This is a genomic window from Prosthecobacter sp., from assembly GCF_044222565.1.
Taxonomy (GTDB): domain Bacteria; phylum Verrucomicrobiota; class Verrucomicrobiia; order Verrucomicrobiales; family Verrucomicrobiaceae; genus Prosthecobacter.
The window spans coordinates 130,418-149,276 of record NZ_JBGANA010000009.1; the positions used below are offsets into that span (position 1 = coordinate 130,418).

Annotated in this window: 18 protein-coding genes; 12 read left to right on the plus strand and 6 right to left on the minus strand. The window is 60.3% G+C overall.

The genetic code is table 11. The features are described 5' to 3' along the window. Nucleotides 1-17 precede the first annotated feature (17 nt). Entirely contained in the window at nucleotides 18-317 is a 300-nt protein-coding gene (locus ACILSR_RS15130) for a Smr/MutS family protein (protein ID WP_395750623.1), read from the plus strand. 6 nt (nucleotides 318-323) lie between these two features. Here ACILSR_RS15130 and ACILSR_RS15135 read toward each other — a convergent pair whose 3' ends face one another. Beyond that, complete coding sequence (locus tag ACILSR_RS15135; protein ID WP_395750624.1) at nucleotides 324-707, minus strand: hypothetical protein; 384 nt, start codon at nucleotides 705-707, stop codon at nucleotides 324-326. Between the two features lie 253 nt (nucleotides 708-960). On the opposite strand from ACILSR_RS15135, the gene tig reads away from it, so the two are divergent. After that, entirely contained in the window at nucleotides 961-2,310 is a 1,350-nt protein-coding gene (gene tig / locus ACILSR_RS15140) for a trigger factor (protein ID WP_395750625.1), read from the plus strand. A gap of 66 nt (nucleotides 2,311-2,376) precedes the next feature. Here the strand turns inward: tig and pelA are convergent, their stop codons facing one another. Further along, nucleotides 2,377-3,618, minus strand: coding sequence for a pectate lyase (gene pelA, locus ACILSR_RS15145; RefSeq protein ID WP_395750626.1), 1,242 nt, complete (start codon nucleotides 3,616-3,618; stop codon nucleotides 2,377-2,379). A 111-nt stretch (nucleotides 3,619-3,729) separates the two neighbouring features. Between pelA and ACILSR_RS15150 the strand changes: the two genes are divergently transcribed. Both ACILSR_RS15150 and ACILSR_RS15155 read left to right on the plus strand, forming a co-directional pair. Further along, on the plus strand, nucleotides 3,730-5,676 hold the full coding sequence (locus tag ACILSR_RS15150) for an ATP-dependent DNA helicase RecQ (RefSeq protein ID WP_395750627.1): 1,947 nt from the start codon (nucleotides 3,730-3,732) through the stop codon (nucleotides 5,674-5,676). Nucleotides 5,677-5,737: 61 nt separating this feature from the next. Then, nucleotides 5,738-6,988: an SGNH/GDSL hydrolase family protein gene (locus tag ACILSR_RS15155; RefSeq protein WP_395750628.1), complete on the plus strand. Its 1,251-nt coding sequence runs from the start codon at nucleotides 5,738-5,740 to the stop codon at nucleotides 6,986-6,988. Nucleotides 6,989-7,007: 19 nt separating this feature from the next. On the opposite strand, the gene ACILSR_RS15160 is transcribed toward ACILSR_RS15155, so the two are convergent. Continuing rightward, nucleotides 7,008-8,462 carry a phosphatidylserine/phosphatidylglycerophosphate/cardiolipin synthase family protein gene (locus ACILSR_RS15160; RefSeq protein WP_395750629.1) on the minus strand — a complete coding sequence of 485 codons (1,455 nt, stop codon included), beginning with the start codon at nucleotides 8,460-8,462 and terminating at the stop codon, nucleotides 7,008-7,010. 177 nt (nucleotides 8,463-8,639) lie between these two features. Between ACILSR_RS15160 and ACILSR_RS15165 the strand changes: the two genes are divergently transcribed. The 4 genes from ACILSR_RS15165 (at nucleotide 8,640) to ACILSR_RS15180 (ending at nucleotide 12,515) form a co-directional block, all read left to right on the plus strand. Beyond that, a complete protein-coding gene (locus tag ACILSR_RS15165) occupies nucleotides 8,640-9,398 on the plus strand; it encodes a creatininase family protein (RefSeq protein WP_395750630.1) in 759 nt (252 codons plus the stop codon). Nucleotides 9,399-9,400: 2 nt separating this feature from the next. Further along, nucleotides 9,401-9,976: a signal peptidase I gene (gene lepB / locus ACILSR_RS15170; RefSeq protein ID WP_395750631.1), complete on the plus strand. Its 576-nt coding sequence runs from the start codon at nucleotides 9,401-9,403 to the stop codon at nucleotides 9,974-9,976. Nucleotides 9,977-10,088: 112 nt separating this feature from the next. Beyond that, complete coding sequence (locus tag ACILSR_RS15175; protein WP_395750632.1) at nucleotides 10,089-11,327, plus strand: MFS transporter; 1,239 nt, start codon at nucleotides 10,089-10,091, stop codon at nucleotides 11,325-11,327. A 6-nt stretch (nucleotides 11,328-11,333) separates the two neighbouring features. Continuing rightward, nucleotides 11,334-12,515, plus strand: coding sequence for a sialidase family protein (locus ACILSR_RS15180; RefSeq protein ID WP_395750633.1), 1,182 nt, complete (start codon nucleotides 11,334-11,336; stop codon nucleotides 12,513-12,515). 31 nt (nucleotides 12,516-12,546) lie between these two features. Here ACILSR_RS15180 and ACILSR_RS15185 read toward each other — a convergent pair whose 3' ends face one another. From ACILSR_RS15185 to ACILSR_RS15195, 3 genes are all read right to left on the minus strand, one after another. Next, complete coding sequence (locus ACILSR_RS15185; protein ID WP_395750634.1) at nucleotides 12,547-12,978, minus strand: hypothetical protein; 432 nt, start codon at nucleotides 12,976-12,978, stop codon at nucleotides 12,547-12,549. A gap of 58 nt (nucleotides 12,979-13,036) precedes the next feature. Continuing rightward, nucleotides 13,037-15,343 (minus strand): response regulator, encoded by a 2,307-nt coding sequence (locus tag ACILSR_RS15190; protein ID WP_395750635.1) that lies wholly within the window; start codon nucleotides 15,341-15,343, stop codon nucleotides 13,037-13,039. 109 nt (nucleotides 15,344-15,452) lie between these two features. Next, the gene (locus tag ACILSR_RS15195) at nucleotides 15,453-16,703 is read right to left on the minus strand and encodes an SHD1 domain-containing protein (protein ID WP_395750636.1); all 1,251 of its coding nucleotides are present in this window, start codon (nucleotides 16,701-16,703) and stop codon (nucleotides 15,453-15,455) included. Between the two features lie 153 nt (nucleotides 16,704-16,856). Here ACILSR_RS15195 and ACILSR_RS15200 point away from each other — a divergent pair, with 153 nt between their 5' ends. From ACILSR_RS15200 to nuoK, 4 genes are all read left to right on the plus strand, one after another. After that, entirely contained in the window at nucleotides 16,857-17,231 is a 375-nt protein-coding gene (locus ACILSR_RS15200; RefSeq protein ID WP_395750637.1) for a ComEA family DNA-binding protein, read from the plus strand. Between the two features lie 182 nt (nucleotides 17,232-17,413). Then, nucleotides 17,414-17,959, plus strand: a complete 546-nt coding sequence (locus tag ACILSR_RS15205; protein WP_395750638.1) for a NuoI/complex I 23 kDa subunit family protein — start codon at nucleotides 17,414-17,416, stop codon at nucleotides 17,957-17,959. A 2-nt stretch (nucleotides 17,960-17,961) separates the two neighbouring features. After that, entirely contained in the window at nucleotides 17,962-18,543 is a 582-nt protein-coding gene (locus ACILSR_RS15210) for an NADH-quinone oxidoreductase subunit J (RefSeq protein WP_395750639.1), read from the plus strand. Next, a complete protein-coding gene (nuoK, locus tag ACILSR_RS15215; protein WP_294401205.1) occupies nucleotides 18,540-18,857 on the plus strand; it encodes an NADH-quinone oxidoreductase subunit NuoK in 318 nt (105 codons plus the stop codon). Before ACILSR_RS15210 ends, nuoK begins: the two co-directional genes overlap by 4 nt. Nucleotides 18,858-18,859: the final 2 nt, after the last annotated feature.

Below are 18,859 nucleotides of genomic sequence, written 5' to 3' on the forward strand. Positions count from 1 at the left end.
CCGAACCACCTTCCACCATGACTCCAGCAGACGATGAGGCGCCAATTCCCGAGGTGGTGGAGCACCCCATCGGCCCGGAACTGGATCTGCACACGTTCCGACCGAGCGAAATCGGCAGTCTGCTGCCTGAATATTTCACCGAATGCCGGAAGCGCGGCATCCTCCGCGTGCGCGTCATCCATGGTAAAGGTGCCGGTGCCCTCCGCATCGGCGTCCACCAGCTCCTTGCCCAGCTGCCCGAAGTTCAACAGTTCATCTGGCCCGCCGATGAAACCAGCGGCTCCTGGGGTGCCACATGGGTGCTTTTGCGTCCCTGAAAGGCGTCAAAGTTTCCAATCCGTGCTCGTCCACACTTTCGGCTTCGCGTTTTCCAGTTTTTCCAGGTCCAGAGGCGTCCCGTTCTTGATTTCCAGCTTCTGGCCGCGGATTTCCAGGGTCAGGGAGCCGGAGAGGTCGGCTTTTTCCAGCCAGAAACGCAGCCGGATGTCGCTGGTGGTCTGGGCCTCCACGCTGGGGGGGCGTTCCACGGGCAGGATGAAGGGAGGCACCTCCTTGCCAGTGCCGTTGGTCAGGCGTACGTCCGGTGCCTGCATGAAAAGCGGGCGGGGGGTCGAATTCTTGTAGCGCACCTCCACATCCAGCCGGGCATTGCCAAAATCGCGCTCCAGGGTGCAGCGGCGCAGCTGCAGGGGGGAGTCAGAGGGCATTTCCGCCACAGGACCCGTCTCGGCACCGTTGGGACCTGTGGAAAACGCCCACCAAATGGCAATACCGCCTGCAATAAGCAGCAACCAGACCTCAAATCTCTGAAAAACACGCATGGCAGGCTAAAATCGGGGTTTTCGTTCTCTGTTTGTCAAAACCGTCAAACTGTCTATCATGCACGCCCCTCCGGCCCGGACGCGGTCCCCACCGCCCGGTTGTTGCGGTGGAAAACACTTCGCCCCTAACCCCTTTCTCATGAACATCAACGTCGAACATCAGCCTAACTGCCGCGCAGTCGCCCACGTCCGTGTCCCTTCCGACCAGGTCGGAAAGGAGCGTGACGAGATCATCACCTATTTCGCCAGCATGGTGCGCCTCCCCGGCTACCGCCCCGGCAAGACTCCCAAGAGCATCGTCGCCAAGCGCTACGAAAACGAAGTGAAGGACGAGCTGGAAAAGAAGCTCATCAGCGAAGGCCTGCGCCAGGCGGTGAAAAGCGGCGGACTGGAGCTCCTCAACGTCCTCGCCGTGAACGACAAAATGTATCACGACACGGACAAGAGCTTCAGCTTCACCATCGAGATGAGCCTCGCGCCGAAGTTTGAGCTCCCCGAGTACACCGGCATTCCGGTCAAGCTTCCCCGCATTGAAGTCACCGATGCCGACGTGGACCACGACATCCTTCACCTGCGCGAGCACCACGCCACCTATGAGGACGTGGAACGTGCCGCCGCCATCGGCGACGTCGTTGTCCTCAGCGTCACTGGCAGCCTGGACGGCCAGCCGATCGGCGATGTCCTTCCTGATGCCCCCGCTCATCTCAAGGAGATGAAGGAAAACTGGTTCCTCCTGGGTGAAGAAGACGACTTCCTCCCTGGCTTCTACGCAGGCCTCGTCGGCATCGCCAAGGATGAGGAGCGCACTTTGAACCTCACCATCGCGGACGATTTCGGCTTCGAAGCCCTGCGTGGCAAGACCATCGCGCTCGCGGTGAAATGCCATGGCGTGAAGAACAAGGCGGTGCCAGAACTCACCGAAGAGCTCATCAAGAAGGTCGGCGGTGACGACATGACCCCTGAAACCCTGCGTGAAGAAGTGCGCGACGCCATCCGCCGCCGCCGTGAGAAGAACCGTGATGCAGCCAAGTCCAACCAGGTCATCGCCCACCTCTTCGAGAAAGTGGAGTTTGAGCTTCCCCAGGAAGTCGTGAACCGCGAAGCCCAGCGCCGCACCAACGAGATCGCCCAGCGCGCCATGCAGCAGGGCATTGGCGAGGAAGAACTCATCAAGCAGCAGGACGAGATCCTCAACAGCGCCACCAATCAGGCCCGCCAGAACGTCAAAGTAAGCTTCATCCTTGAGCAGATCGCCAAGAAGGAAAATCTGGAAGTCCCCGGCCAGAAAATCGCCATGGCTCTTGCCCAGATCGCCGAGCGTCAGAAGATGCCCGCGAAGAAGTTCATGGCCGAAGCCCAGAAGAACGGCCTCATCGACAACATCCGCGGAGATCTCCTTCTGCAGGAAGCCATGGAGTTCCTGAAGGACAAAGCCGTCGTTGAAGAAACCGATCCCGAGCCGGAACACTGCGACACGCACAGCAAGTAAGCTGCTGACACAGGCCAAGATAATTAGAACAGGGTCAAGGTGGCTGCAAAGCTGCCTTGACCCTTTTTATTTGGCTTTCTCCAGCCGCTTTCTCCAGCGCGCGGACTCTTTCTCAATCAGCTCCTTGGGCCGCGTGCTGAAGAAGTCGTAGGCCACTTTGTTTTTCGCGGCCATTTCATGGAAGGTGGGATAAACGATGCCGTCGTCAGCTCCGGCGAAGATCGGCCTGCCGGTTTTCAGGTCGTAGAAGCGTGCCCAGATCACTTCGGTGGACGAGGGATCGTCAATGTAGTCGGTCTTGCCCTCGGGTGTTTTGATTTTGCGCAGGCCGGTCAGCTTGTGTGCCTCAAACCATTTCATGGCTGATTCGATCATGGCCACGACCTCGGGTGTGGTGGGGCCGCCGCGCATGAGGAACTTTACCAGATTGGCGGATTCGCCACCGCTGAGGGAGGGCGGTTCCTTCGCGCGGGCCTTCACCGGCTCCAGCGTCAGCGGATGGTGCTGCGCGCACCAGACCGTAGGCACTCCATCAATTTTAACCTGCATCGCGGCGATGTTGGCCATGCCCTTGTCAAAGGCCGCCTGGGCCCGCTGCTTCAGAGACTCGTCAGCAAAGGCAAAGAGCTTCTCCCCTTTGGTGACCGCCAGCAAAAGCTCCAGCACATGCACCATGGCATCGTCGTTCAGCGTGATGGCCTCATGGTAGCCGGCTTCGATGGGGTAGTTCTGCGGCCAGCCGCCGTTCGGATACTGCGCAGCAAACACATAGTCCAGCCCCTTGGTCAGCGCGGCCTTCACGTCCTCCCGCTTCGTCGCGGTGAACACTCCCGCGAGGAACTTGATCTGCTCTGTGGTCGTGCGGTTGTCAAAGGTGCCGCAGTAGTGCCAAGCATCGCCTTTCTGGGCGGTCCAGTGGGTGCCGGGCCTGCGCGGCCCCTGGGTGTAGTCCACCGCCTTCGACCAGCCGCCCGTGGGTGTCTGGTAGCTGATGACCGTCTCTGCCAGTTTCTGATTCTCCGCGCTGGCAAACCACTCGGCAGGCGTGTCGCTGTCGAATTCGAACTCCTTGCGATTCCCCGGCGCCGGAGAAGGCGCTGTCATGCCGGCTTTCTGGCATTCCTCCGCAAGCACTCGGTGCTCATCAGCCGCAGCCGTGCGGGACTTGGTCAGGCATGCGTTCCATTCGGCACGCTGTGACTCCGGGAGCTGTGCCAGAAGCTCGTCGGTAAGCATCTTGAAAGGTTTTTCGTCAGCGAAGGAAACTGTGACGAATGCGAGGGGGAGAAGCAGCAGGCGTCTGAGCATGGAGCCAACGTATCCATGTCAGGCATGGCGCACGAATCGTATTTTTTGATGTCTGCCATTGCGGCGGCTTATCCTTGACCGGCAGCCCATGTTCGTTCCTTGGTGGGACAGATGCCCCACGACCTCCACGCCGCCCTGAAACAGCACTTTGGCCATGCGGCTTTCCGACCCGGGCAGGAGCAGGTGATGGAGGCCCTGCTCGCAGGCAGGAGCGCCCTGGCCTTGTTCCCGACAAGTGCCGGCAAATCGCTCTGCTATCAGCTGCCGGCCCTGCTCATGGATGGCGTGGCGCTGATCATCTCGCCACTGATCGCCCTGATGAAAGATCAGGTGCAGGCATTGCGCGCACGTGGTATCGCCGCGGCACGGCTGGACTCTTCTCTGTCCGCGGACGAAGCGGCGGAAGTTTTCGAAGGCATGCGGAGTGGCACCCTGAAGCTGCTCTACATCGCCCCGGAGCGGCTCATGAATGAAAACTTCGTCGAGCGGCTCAAACGCCTGCGCATCTCCATGATGGCGGTCGATGAGGCGCACTGCATTTCAGAATGGGGGCATAATTTTCGCCCGGAGTATCTGCGGCTTGCGCTCGTGGCCAAAGAGCTTGGCATCCGGCCCGTGCTCGCTCTCACCGCCACCGCCACACCTTCGGTCGCCGCGGACATTCGCAAGGCCTTTGGCATCGCGCCGGAGGACCATGTGCAGACTTCCTTCCTGCGGCCCAATTTGCATTTCCGCATCACCCCATGCACTGCACAGCAGCGCCTGCCCACGCTCAACAAGCTGCTGCTCAAGCGCAAGGTGCCCTCCATCGTTTACGTCACGCTGCAAAACACCGCCGAGCACGTGGCCACGCATCTGCAAAGAAATGGCGTGAATGCCCTGGCCTATCACGCCGGCCTGCCGGATGAGCATCGCCACGCCGCTCAGGACGCCTTCATGAACGGCCAGACGGATGTCATCGTCGCCACCATCGCGTTCGGCATGGGCATCGACAAAGCGGACATCCGTGCGGTGTATCACTACAACCTGCCCAAGACGCTCGAAAACTACTCGCAGGAAACCGGCCGCGCGGGCCGCGATGGCAAGCCCTCGGTCTGCGAACTGCTCGCCTGCGCGGACGACTGCACCGTGCTGGAAAACTTCACGTTTGGCGACACCCCAACGCCTCAGGCCATCCGCCAGCTCCTCGATCATCTCCTGCTTCAGGGCGCAGAATTCGATGTCTCCATGTACGATCTCGCGCAGGCCACGGACATCCGCCCGCTGGTCATCGAGACAGTCATCACCAATCTCGAGCTCGATGGCATTCTGCGACCGCTTGGCTCCTTCTACGCCAGCTATCAGTTCCGCTTCGTTTCACCGGAGCAGCGCATTCTCTCGGGACACAAGCCCGAGCGTCAGGCCTTCCTCCGCCGTTTGTTTCAGTGTGGCAAACGCGGCACCAAATGGATCACGCTCAATCCTGACGAGGCCGCTGCCGAACTCAATGAGCCGCGCGAACGTGTGCTCAAAGCCCTCACCTGGCTGCAGGAGTCCGGCGACATCGAGCTCAAGCCCAGCGGCAGCCGCCAGAAGTATCGTCTGGCTGAAGACGCGAATCGTCGCGACCCGAAAGACATCACCAAAAAAATGCAGCACCTCTTTGCGGAGCGCGAGCGTCGGGATGTCGAGCGCCTCGGCGAAGTCCTGAATTTCGCCTCCCATCGCGGCTGCCTCACCCGTTGGCTCCTGAACTATTTCGGCGAGGCCATGGAGGCCGACTGCGGCACCTGCACCAGCTGCAAGGAGCACGCCAAAGGAGTCGCCGACGATGCACCTCGTGAGATCCCGCAATCGGCGCCGCCCCCCATCACCGTCGAGCATGTGGCCGCCATCCGCGAATTGATCGACGAGCGGCATGCCGCCCTGCACAATTCCCGTCAGCTTGCCCGCTTTCTCTGCGGTCTCACCAGTCCCGCCACCACACGAGCGCGCCTGGGCAGGCATCACAGCTTCGGCCTGCTGGAGCGCATCCCCTTCGGCGATGTCCTTGCTCAGACACAGACGATGCTGGGATAATATTTCCTTGCCAGAAAGCACATTTTCCGTCGGTATGTGCATCTCTCATTTCATCCAAACCATGCGCATTCTCCCGCTTCTTTCCGTCTTCCTTGCCGCCGTCAGCCTGCGTGCTGAATCCATCCTGCCGCCCAACGCCCGCGTCGCGGTCATCGGCGACAGCATCACCGAGCAGAAAATCTATTCCAGGTACATTGAGGCCTACCTGCTCGCCTGCACGGGTCGCAGCGACATCAAGGTCTTCCAGTTCGGCTGGAGTGGAGAGCGCGCAGGCGGCTTCGCGGCGCGTCTTGAAAACGACCTCGCGGTCTTCAATCCCAATGTCGCCACCACCTGCTACGGCATGAACGATGGCAGCTATCGTCCCTACGCCCCCGAAGTCGGCGCCGAGTATGAGAAAAACATGCGCCTCGTCATCGAGGGCCTGAAAAAAGTTGGCGTGAAGGCCATGGCCATCGGCTCTCCCGGCGGTGTGGATCCCGACTTCTTCAAGAAGAATGTCACCGGTGCGGACTACAATGACAATCTTGCCCACCTGCGCGACATCGCCAAAAAGCTTGCCGAAGAAAACAAGCAGCCTTTCGCCAATGTGCATGACACGATGATGAGCGCTCTGGAAAAATCCAAGGCTGCGCTGGGCAAGGAATACGGCCCCTTTGGCGGCGACGGCTTCCATCCCGCACCGGCCGGCCAGCTTCTCATGGCTCAGGCCTTCTTGAAAGCACTCGGCTTGGACGGCGACATCGGCCGCATCACCATCGACATGAAGGGTCCCAATACCGCCAGCACCGGCCACACCGTCAAAGGTCTGCAGCTCGGCAGCGTCACCGTGGAAAGCACCAAGTGGCCCTTTGTTTACGATGCCGATCCGAAGTCCGCTGGAAGCAATCGCAGCATCCTGCCCTTCACCAGCTTCAATCAGGATCTCAACCGCTTCACCCTCCGTGTCCTGAATCTCGGCAGCGCCAAGGCGAAGGTCACCTGGGGCGCAGAGAGCAAGGAGTTCGGCAAAGAGCAGCTCGAAGCCGGCATCAATCTCACTGCCGAATTCACCAAGACACCCTTCGACAATGACTTTGCTGCGCTCAACAACGCCATCGCCCAGAAGGAGAGCTACGAAACCGTCCTCATCAAAAACCTCGTCACCCACATGCGCGTGATCGCCGCTGAAGCGGCGGCAGACCCCAAGGTGGCCGAAGCCCTCACCAAACTGAAGAAGAAGCTGGCCGATGAGCATGCCAAGCAGGACGCCAGTGTTCGCAAGGCCATCAAGCCCGTCATCCACACGATCGCGGTCAAAGAGCTTCCCTGATTTCGGCTTCTGCTTCCGGTTAGAGCAGGTCCTCCCAGGGCACGCAGCGGTAAAACCAATATTGCACCCGGCGCACCAAGGATGCGCCGGGTTCATTATGCCGCACCGTGGTCTGCCCGTTGGGCAGCTGTCCTGTCCAAAGGATCGAGCCATTGGGCGCACGCGTGACGTGCCAGCTGTTCTGGGGTTCCAGCCCTTGGAGGAGGTATGATTTCAAACGCGCCGCGAATGCCGTGCTGCGAATGATCACACCCGTCTCGGTGTTGATGTATTTCGAGCGCGGATCCATGTTATAGGAGCCGATGAACGACACATTGTCGTCCACGACGAACCCTTTCGTATGCATGCCCAGCGGCGTCAGCCGGCGGGTGTGAAGGTAGTCCCTACGGTCGGCCGCATGTGAATTCAGCTCGAAAAAATTCACTCCTGATTCCAGCGCAGGGATGCGCCGGTTGGCGATCCCCGCCATGGCCGCGACCCCGTCCGTGGATGCCAGAGAATTCGTCAGCACCTGCACCCGCACGCCGCGCGTGGTCGCCGCGTGCAGCAGGTCCAGCGTTTCGGTTTGCGGGATAAAATAAGCCGCATGCATCAGCACGCTGGAGCGCGCCCCGCGCATCGCGGCTTCGATGTTGTGCCAAACCGGAGAGGCCACGCTCCCCTGGCGCATCATGCGTTCCGGCGGGTCTGCCACAAATTCATACTCTGCCCAGATCATGCGGCTCACCAGATGATGCAAAGTATCCAGCGCCTCCGTCCGGGTCAGCGCCAGCGGATACGGCCTCCCGCTCTTTTTTGCCAGCGTCCGTTTCTTCCGGGCCACGTGCCTCCGCAGATCGCTTAGCTTTTCCCTTTCGCGGTCAGTGATCTTTTCTTTGGCGCCCAGCCGCGTCAGCGGAGACTTCCAGTAGAGTTCAAAGGAATGGGCTGCCGCTTCCACCACCGGTCCAGCCGCAATGAAATCCAGGTCCCGCATGTTGTGCTTGCGGTCGATGGCGAAATACGGGTCTCCAAGATTGCGGCCACCGCCGATCACGAGCGTGCCATCCGCAATCATGATTTTGTTGTGCATCCGGCTTTGCATCCGGTCGATGTCGCCTAGCACGGGAATGGGGTTCCCTGCAAAGATGCCCTTCATGTCCGTCATGGGGTTGAAAAAGGCCACCTCGATGTTCGGGTGTGCCGCCAGTGCGGAGGAACTCACCTCCACCTGCGCGTCCAGGGTGTTGTCCAGCAGCAGACGCACCTTCACTCCCCGGTCGGCGGCCGCCAGCAGCCGGTCTGCAAAGGTGGTGCCAGACACATCGTCACGCCAGATGTAGTACTGGAGATCAAGCGTACGCTGCGCGGCCTCCACCATCGCCAGGCGGGCCAGGAATGCCTCCCGGGCGTCCGGCAGCATTTCAAATCCGGCCGTTCCCTGCCGCCGCACCGTGTGCTGGCGGCAGGCATGCGAGATGGTTTCCTGGCTCACAAACCCTACCGTGGGCAGTGCGCTGGCGTTGGGTCTGGATGTTCCGCACGATGCCTGACCCAGAATGAGCGCTCCGCAAAACAGGAGCCGTTGCCATGATTTCATAAGGTATGATTCCAGTGCGGAACAAAGATGCAAGTTCGTCAAAAAATGAATCGCCGGTGGCGTTCTACTCGGATGCTTCTGGCTGATCTCACCTGGCCCGCAGTGGCCGCACTGGACAAAAACACCCCTGTCATCTTCCCCCTCGCCGCTCTGGAGCAGCACGGGCGGCACATGCCCGTCTTCACGGACAGCATGCTGACGAATGAACTCATCCGCCGCACCGAGGCGGCCCTGGGCGAGCGCGTTCTCATCGCCCCGCTCACCTGGCTGGGGAACTCGCATCATCACATGGACTTCGCCGGCACTTTGTCGGCAGAGCCTCGTCTCTACCTTGATCTGCTCAACGGCCTCATGGAAAATTTCATCGCCCACGGCTTCAAGCGTCTCGTCTTCCTCAACGGCCATGGCGGCAATGACGTCCCCGGCAAGCAGGCCGTGTTTGAGACACGTCAGAAACATCGCCACCGCAGCGATCTCCTTCTCCTTTTCGCCACCTACTGGAATCTCGGTGCCGAGCCTTGGACTCGCGATCCCTCCATCCAGCAGCGTGTCATGGGCCATGCCTGTGAATGGGAGACCAGCATGGTCCTGCGCCTGCGCCCCGAACTCGTCGTCGATCTCGCAAAGACCCAAGACGTTCCTTTTGGCAATGCATTCGAGCCCGCCTCCCGCGGCTGGACCATGCCCGACCGCAGCGAGCCCGGTCATGTCGGCGATCCCCGCTCCGCCACCGCGGAGAAAGGCGAGGTGCTGTTCCAGTGCTTCAGCGAAACCGTCGTGAAACTCCTGGAACGCGTCATTGCCTGGGATGGAAAAAGCTGGGAAGGGTGATGATGAAACGATGGTTTAATACAATTCTCATCGGCACGAGCGTCCTCACTGGAGTCTTATTTGTCATCTGGGTCGTACTGGCCACCACCGGCATGGTGAAAATCTACTCCGTGCCCACCAACGGCATGGCTACGTTCGTCTCGAAAGGGGACCAGCTCATCGCTGAGCGCTTTTCCATTCTCAGCGGACTGCCGCGGCGGGGAGACGTGGTTACCTTCACTACTGCGGGGATTGAATCTCCCTACTTGAGTTTGCCGGCGCCGGCTATTTTCATCAAACGTGTCATCGGGCTGCCCGGTGACCGCCTGCAGTTCAAAGGCGATGTTCTTCAAGTCAATGGCCGTCCGGTGGGTGAATACTTCGACCTCAAAGGCATCGTCCATTTACCGCAGGTGAGTCTTGCTTCGGGCGGCAGCGTCACCGTGCCACCAGACCATCTGTTCGTCATGGGGGACAACTCGGGCAACAGTCTCGACTCCCGCTACTGGGGGCCTCTCCCCGTGAAGAACCTGCGTCAGAAATACTGGTTCCATGTGAAACACGGTCCTGCGGTGACAGAGGCTGAAATGCATCCCTGATGGCACGCTGCTGGGAGCACCGCAATCCCGTCACACCCGCGAATAGTGCGGCTAACCGAACGTCATCCATGATTGGCATTCAAACCGCTCCTTTACCTGCGTACTGAACTCCATGCCCACGCCCCGCTCCTCCCTCTGGAAATGGTACCTCTGCGGCCTCCTGCTCCTGGCCACCACCGTTAATTACATGGACCGGCAGACCCTTGCCAATGCGGCCGACGCTGTGAAGGCGGAGTTTGGCATGAACGACGCGCAATACGGCCATCTCGGCACCACCTTTGGCCTCGCCTTTGCCGCTGGCTCTTTGCTGTTCGGGTTTCTCTGCGAGCGCTGGAGCCTGCGCTGGTTGTATCCTCTGGTGCTCGGCGGCTGGTCCTTGGCAGGACTGTTTTCTTCCTGGGCCACGAGCTACTCAGAGTTCATGGCAGCACGGATCATGCTGGGCTTTTTTGAAGCAGGCCACTGGCCTTGTGCTTTAAAGACCACCTTCAATCTGCTGCGTCCTGAAGAGCGCATGATGGGAAACAGCGTGCTGCAAAGCGGCGCCTCCATCGGGGCCATCATCACACCGCATGTCGTTCTGTATCTCTCCCAGCATCATCCTGACGGCTGGCGTTATGCCTTCCAGGTCGTCGCATGGTCCGGCGTCGTGTGGATCGCCCTCTGGCTGCTCTCTTATCGCCAGCCGCCATCGACATCTGCCAGCACAGAATCGACAGGACCGCAAAGCCCGCTGCTGCCACTGCTGCAGAGCCGCCGCTTTTGGGCCATCGCTCTTCTGCTCATCGGCATCCAGATACCGTGGCACATGATCCTTCAGTGGCTCAAGCTCTTCCTGCTCTCCCGTGGCTATGATCAGGGTCAGGCCGCTCAGTTCATCTCGTTTTACTACATCGCCACAGATCTCGGCTGCATCGCCGCGGGTGTCATCTCCATGCGTTTGGTCAAAGGCGGCGGCATCGATGTGCATCACGCCAAGCGCCGCATCTTCACCTTCGCGACCTGCGGCGTGTCCTGCATGGTGCTCATCCCGCTGCTGGCCAAAGGCTGGCTGCTCATGGCGGTCTTGCTTGTCGTCGCCGCGTCATCGCTGGCCTTGTTCCCTTGCTACTACAGCTTCGTGCAGGAGCTCTCCGCCTCGCACGTCTCCCGTCTCACCGGTTTGTTCAGCATGTGGGTTTGGGTCATCACCTCACCGCTGCATTCACTCTTCGGCATCATCGCGGATTCCACTCACACCTATGACTGGGGCCTCGCCCTCACCGGCCTCGCCCCATGGCTCGGCGTCCTCGCAATGAAGCTCCTCTGGGACACGCAAAAGCCGAACGACTCCGCCGCTGCGGCGCGTTGAGTCAGCATGCTTCGTCTCCCCGCTTCCATCCTTCTCCTCGCTTCGGCTCTTCAAGCCGCCGAGCCCTACGAGCTCAAGCTCGAAACCGTCACCCAGGGCTACGATGGCAAGATGTGCTGGGTGCATGCACGCGCTGGCGCCATCCCCGGCAGTCCGCCGCAGGTCGTGCTCACCATGCAAAAGCTCCTGCTTACCGGCAGCGATGTGTTTTATGCCCTGAACCACCTCAGTACCTCCGACTCCGGCAAGACTTGGTCCCCGCCCTTTGAAAACACAGACACCCTCGGCCGCCGCGAAGAGCCAGACGGCGTCATCGTCGCCGCCTGCGACTTCACCCCCAAGTGGCATGCCAAATCCGGCAAGCTCCTGGGCATCGGCCACACCGTGCGTTATCGTGACAACAAGGTCATCGCCGAGCGTGCGCGCGAGACCTGCTTCTCCGTGTACGATCCGCAGAAGTCCGTCTGGACCCCATGGGCCGCGCTTCCTATGCCTGCCGACTCCAAGTTCCACAATGCAGGCGCTGGCTGCGTGCAGCGCGTGGATCTGGAAAATGGCGACATCCTGCTGCCCATCTACTTCAAGCGCCAGGGAGACAAATACTACCGCGTCACCGTGCTGCGCTGCAGCTTTGACGGCAGCATGCTGCGCTTCATTGAGCAGGGCAATGATCTGGCGCTGGAGTCCGGGCGCGGTGTTTACGAGCCGTCCCTGATTCGCTGCGGTGGGAAGTTTTATCTGACGCTTCGCAACGACACCGCCGGATATGTTTGCGTCAGCGATGATGGCCTGCATTTCAGCGAGCCGAAACGCTGGGACTGGAGCGGCGGGGGAGATCTGGGGAACTACAACACCCAGCAGCACTGGGTCACGCACAAAGACCACCTCTACCTCGTTTACACTCGCCGAGGCGCCAATAACGACCACGTCTTCCGTCATCGCGCACCGCTCTTCATGGCGGAGGTGGACAAAGACGCACTCACCGTGAAGCGCGAGACGGAGCGCATCCTGGTGCCCGAGCGCGGCGCTCGCCTCGGAAATTTCGGCGTCTGTGAAGTCAGCGAAAACGAGACCTGGGTCACCGTCACCGAATGGATGCAGAAGAACGGGCCGGACATCATCATCAAACCCGACAACCAATACGGCGCGGACAACAGCGTCTATTCCGCCCGCATCCTCTGGAAGTAGCGCGGGCAATCCTGCCCGCGATCCCTCGGCCTCACTCCAAATACTCGCCTGCGATAACCTCCTCCTCGTCCTCCGTGGCATGGATGGCACCAGAGATCACGCGCTCCGTCACTTCATCCAGGTAGCTTTGCAGCACCTTGCTGAGTTCCAGAAACTCCGGCCACAGCGTTTCATCCACAAAGCTGCGCGGCACCCGCACCATCACCGTGTTCCGCCGCTGTCGCGCATAGCGGTACGGTCTCAGCTCGTAGCGTCGCAGCAGGGCGGTGAAGAGTTTCTTCGACCATCCATCCGCAAGCGTGAACTTGTATTCGACCGGTCGTTCCACCTTCGCGGCTTCACCCAGCCGGCGTTTGATGCGCATGATCGCATCCGCGGCGGCTTCCTTCTCTCCAGGCGTCGCCGCACCGGCATACAGCCGCTCGATCTTGCTCAGTTTCTCCAGAAGGTCCTGCTCGCGCATGTGGTTCTTTCTCAAACCACCCCTTGCTTGTCAACGCATGTCCGGCCCGGTCCGTGGTTCAAGGCGTACGGCGGATCCCGCGCGTGGCCAGGATGTTGCGCACCAGTCGCAGCATGTCCGCCGGCTCATAAGGCTTGGGCAGCACCGCGGCAAAACCATAGGAAGCCGGATTCGCCATCACAGGATCATCCGAATAGCCGCTGGATACGATGGCAAACACCTCCGGGTCCATGGTTCGCAGCTTTTCCATCGTCCTCACGCCGCCCATGCCATTGGGAATGCTGAGGTCGAGAATGACGAGATCAAACGGACGCCCCTGCGTCATGCCTTCCTGATACAGACGCACCGTCTCACTGCCCTCGGCGCTTTCCGCCACGTCGAAGCCGTTGCTGGTGAGATTGCGCACGATCAAGGAGCGCACCAGCGGATCGTCTTCCAGCACCAGGATGCGTGGATTCGCCGCGGCCAGTTCTGGCGGCGCATCAAACACCTTGCTCAGGCCAAAGGCGTCCGCCTCCTCACCGTCAGAATCCAGCGGCAGGTAGAAGCGCACCGTCGTGCCCTTGCCCTGTTCAGAGCTCACGGTCAGCGATCCTCCATGCGCTTTGGCGATGGACTCACAGACCGTCAGGCCAAGGCCGGTGGCGTTGTCTGCTTTGCGGGTGCTGAAGTACGGTTCAAAAATGTGCGGCAGGTGTTCTGTCGGGATGCCTTCGCCCTTGTCCTCCACTTCAATGGCCAGGCCGGAAGGCTGGAAGTTTGTGTCCGTGACCATCTCCCCAGGAAACATCTCGGCGTGGTCAGGTGCAAAGCAGCGCACGGTGATCTCTCCCCCGTTCGGCTGCGCCTGTTCGGCATTGCGGATCAGATTGCTCAGCAGCCGGCGGATCTGCGCCCCATCGATCGCAATCTGCGGCAGCCCAGGCTGCACTTCGATGCGGTATTCCACGCGGTTGGCCCTCGTGTGATGCGTGAAGAAAGTCTCGATCAGGTCGCCCAGACGGATCTGCGTTTTGATCGGCGCACCGCCCCGTGCAAACGTCAGCAGCTGCTGCACCAGGTTCTGCGCCTGCAACGTCGCCTGCTTGGCCGTGTGCAGCTCCGGAAGCGTGATGGCATTGCGCAGGCGCATCTCCGCGAGCGAGATGTTGCCCAGCAGCACGGTCAGCAGGTTGTTGAAATCATGGGCAAAACCACGCGCCAGCAGGCCCAGCGATTCAAGACGGTCAATGCGGTTGCGCCGCTCTGCCTCCTCGCGCCGCGCCGTCACATCCTGCACCAGCAGCAGCAGACCTTCCCCGAAAGGATAGCCACGCATCTCCAGCCAGATCTGTTTTTCGTCCAGATAGATTTCCCGGTTCACCGTCTCGCGGTGCAGCATCGCATGAGCAAAGGCCTCGTGGTGCAGCTCGCGGGTCGCGGTCGGCATGATGTCCCAGAGGGAAAGCCCCAGCATGTTCTGCAGGCTGCGGTCAAACAGTCGCAGTGCGCTCGCATTGGCATACGTCACACGCCAGCGGCCATCGAGCGCGAAGAGCGGGTCTGAAATGCTTTCCACCACATCCACCAGCGGCGCGGTGCTGCGGTTCGGCACCATCGGCTCCGCCGGCGCCTGCACCACGGAGGCGCGGAAAAGGATGATGAGGCCGGTCAGATTGCCCTGCGCATCCCGCAGCGGCGCCGTGCGATCCTGGATCGGCACGCGTGCTCCTGCCTGCGTGGTGAGAAAAACCGTGCGCTCGGTCGTTTGTGCTGGCGCCTCCACCGGCAGAATCTCCGCAGGCTCACCAGTGCTCTGGTAGATGCGAAAGACTTCGTTCAAGGAGCGGCCCACGGCCTCCTGCGCATTCCAGCCCGTGGCACGCGCAGCCGAAGGGTTCATGAACACCACTCCTCCGGACAGGTCCGCCGCGATCACGCCATCCGCGAGGCTTTGAAACGCCTCAAAATAACTCTGCTCACGGCGCTGACGCTCATTCTCTTCAAAATGCCTTTGCGCAGCCACTTCCACCGCCAGGCGCAGCTCGTCATGATTGAAAGGCTTGAGCAGGTAGCCGTGCGGGTGCGTCTGCCGTGCACGCGCCACCGTGTCCAGATCGGCGCAGGCGGTCACATACACGATCGCCACGCGGCTGCGCCGTTGAAGGGCGCGCGCCGTTTCGATGCCATCCAGCTGTCCCGCCAGATGCACATCCATGAGCACCAGATCAGGACGGAGCTCTTCAAAACGCTCCAGCGCCTCCTCCCCGGAGGCACAAATCGCCGCCACCACATACCCCAGCTTGCCGAGGGTCGTAGCCATGTCGCAGCCGACAAGGCCCTCGTTTTCGACGATCAAGATGCGAATGCGATCTGAGCTGGTCATTTCTGGGTGGAACTATTCTAATCGAGATGAATTAGAAACGCCATAAGAATTCTAACTCCTTTTATGGAACTCCTGGACACCCTGACTGCCCTATGTGTTCATTCGAAACTCAGTTCGCCCCCGAGACAGGCTTGTTCTTCCCCGGCGGAAAGAAGCTCACATCCACCCCTTCTTTGCGCAGACCCTTTTTCACCTCTTCGCTCAGCTGGGCATAGCTGCGTTCCCGCAGCAGGTGCGCTTTCACGGCGGCGTCCTTTTCCTCCTTTGTTTTCGCCTCCTGCACCTGACGCAGGTACGCGATCAGATTCGCGGCGTCCCCCTTGCCGTCGATATGGTAAAAGTAATAGGTCAGCAGGCAGGCCGAACCATAGTTTGCCGTGGCCGGTCCGCCGTCGCCCAGAGCGGCGGCCCAGCGATCGCCTTCGATCGTCATCAGTTCCTCCAAATCGATCATTCCATAGGTGTCTCCTGGCCCTGGGGAGTATTTCCGCTTGGTGTACCCCTGCAGCCGCCGGTTCAGGCCGATCAGGCTGAAGCGCCCGCTGCTGTTGTAGTCCAGCAGGCTCACGTAATCGGCAGAGCCCTCGATGTACCAGGTGGGCAGCTTGTTCAGCCAATAGTTCATCATCTGGTGGGTGATCTCATGGATCAGCGTGGCATTGGACTGGTCATTGCCCTGGGCCAAAGACACACGGCTGCCCACCATCGTCACCCCCAGGCTGGAAAGCGGCACCATCAGCGCCTTCTTTCCCCGGGAATACACGCCGGCGGAGCCTTGCATGCCCCCTGCGCTCATGTAGTCCTCTTTTTCTGTGAACAGGCGTGCCAGAAAGTAATTGCGCAGCGGCTCAGGCTTCGGCTGGAAGTCCATGGGCAGCACACTGTTGATCAGCCAGGTGGCCTCAAACATGCGGCCAAACTCCCGCACCACATTCGCGCCCAGCTTGGAGTCGCACTGAAATTCATAGTGCGGAGAGCGGTACACGAACTCCTTGGCCTCCGCGTCTTCCTTCACCACGGTCACCACAGGCTTGTCTTCCAGAGCCACGCTGCGGGGCCAGGTTTTGCTGACGGCAGGGGCTCCGCTGCCCACGGCGGCCGCTTGGGCATCCGCGCCGGCGGCCCCCTGGCTTTTGGCAAAAGCCTGATCCTCGGCCGACAAACGGCTCAGCGGCACTGAAAAAGTGCTGCCATTGGCCATGCGGATCTTCACTCCTTCTGCCTCCAGCGCCACAAAGGCCGCCTCGATCTTGCGTCCGTCGGTGCTCGTCCACGTATGCATTGCAGGCGCTGCGGTTTGGGCCTGCAGAGTGGAGGACATCAGCACGATGGAGATGCCCAGGTTGGGGAGGAGCTTCATTCCCTGAATGTGACGGGAACTTTCCAAAATGTCGAGCGTTTAGGCGTCTGCTGCTGTACCCGCCGCTAAATAATTTAGGTGCCGCCTCATTTTTACTCGCCATCACCCCCGATTTTTCAATACTATCCCAAGGTGGTTTACAAACCGGACGTCATGAAATTCTTCATCAGCCTTCTCGTCGTTCTCGTCTTGAGTTGCGGCCTCTCTGTGGCGCAAACCGCCCCGAAATCGAAAGCACCTGCCAAGCCGTCTGCCAAGGTGGAGGCGGTGGCCAAAACCATGACCGACGCTCAGAAGGCCCAGCTGCTCAACCTGCTGAACGAAGGCGATGATGCGGCGCTCATGGACGTCCCCGGCATTGGGGAGGTCCGTGCGGCAGCCATCAAAAAAGCCCGTCCCTTTGCAGGAGTTACGGATGTGCTCAGTGTCTCCGGCATCGGAGAGGGCACGTTTGCAGGAATGGTGGAATACACCAAGGCAGGATTCAAGAAGCCGGCGAAAAAGTCCTCTGCCAAAGCCGCTCCTTAGGTCTGCTGTGTAGTGGCTGGCCGCCTGATTGTGGAAGCAGCGTCCCTCAGGGGGCTAGGGGTGGAGGGGTCGATTTTGACGATTTCGGCCCGGCCTTGTGAAATTTTTCACAAATAGCGGTTGCTGCGTTGCGTGACGTTCGGATAATCAAATCCGACTCCCCTGTGCTTCCCTGCTAATTCATGGCCACTATCATTGTACAACGTCCCAAGCTTGCCTGGCATGAGCGCTGGTTCATTTCCACGTTGCTCAAGGGACTGAAAATCACGATCGGCCACGGCATCAAGACCTTTCGCCAGATCGCCGGCGGCAAGCCCAAGGTGACCATGGAATACCCGGAGCAGAAGTGGGACGAACACCTGCCCGAGCACTACCGCGGCGCTCCCGCTCTCGTCACCGACGAGCAGGACCGCGAGCGCTGTGTGAGCTGCCAGCTCTGCGAATTCATCTGCCCTCCCAAGGCCATCAAGATCATCCCCGGGGAGATTCCCAGCGACGACCCCTGGGCCAAGGTCGAGAAGCGCCCCAAGGAATTCGACATCGACATGATTCGCTGCATCTACTGCGGCATGTGCGAGGAGGTCTGCCCGGAGCAGGCCATTTTCCTGCGCAAGGACTACGCCATCACCGGCCTTTCACGCCAGGAGATGGTGCACAACAAAAAGCGCCTCTATGAAATCGGCGGCCAGCGGGTCGGGCTGGTGAACAAGTGGAACGAGCTCAAGTAATAATGCCCCCGCTTCTGTTCTATCTCTTTGCACTGATCACCCTGGGCTTCGGCTTCTTGGTCGTCACCGGGCGCAATCCCGTCACCTGTGCCCTCGCTCTCGCCGCCTCCTTCGTTGGTCTGGCAGCGCTCTTCCTCAGCCTGGATGCCTACTTCATCGGCGTCATCCAGATTCTCGTCTATGCAGGCGCGGTGATGGTGCTTTTCCTCTTCATCATCATGCTTTTGGACATCAAGACGGAGGAGGGCAAGAAACTGAATTTCCCGGCCATCGTCTCCGGAATCCTGCTGGCTGTCCTGCTCACCCTGCAGATTGTCACGGTCTGTGGCAGCACTGAGATCGCGGGGAAGAGTTCGAAGGACGCTTCGCTGGCACTGGCAGATTCCGCCGGAAAACTCGGCAGGGCCTCCCAGCTGCCCACCATCACCAATGACCTCAAGGCGGGCGAACTGCCGGACGCCAAGCTCATCGGCTTCACCCTCTTTGATCAGTACGGTTTCCACCTTCAGGTCATCGGCCTGCTGCTGCTCGTCGGCACCATCGGTGTCGTCGTCCTCAGCAAACGCGAAAGGAGCGCCCCATGATCACCCTCGGCCACTACCTCGTCGTCAGCGGCATGCTGTTTTCTCTTGGCCTTGCCGGCGTCATCGCCCGCAGAAACATCATCATCGTCTATATGTGCCTGGAGATGATGCTCAGCGCCGCCAATCTCGCGCTCGTGGGCTTTTCCCGCTTTCATCTCGTCAATGGCCTGCCGGATTACACGGCGCAGTCGCTCGTCTTTTTTACCATCACCGTGGCTGCTGCTGAAGTGGCCGTGGGCCTCGCCATCATCGTGGCTCTCTTCCGCTCCAAGCAGAGCGTGGATGTGGAGTCCGTCACCAAACTTCAAGGATAACG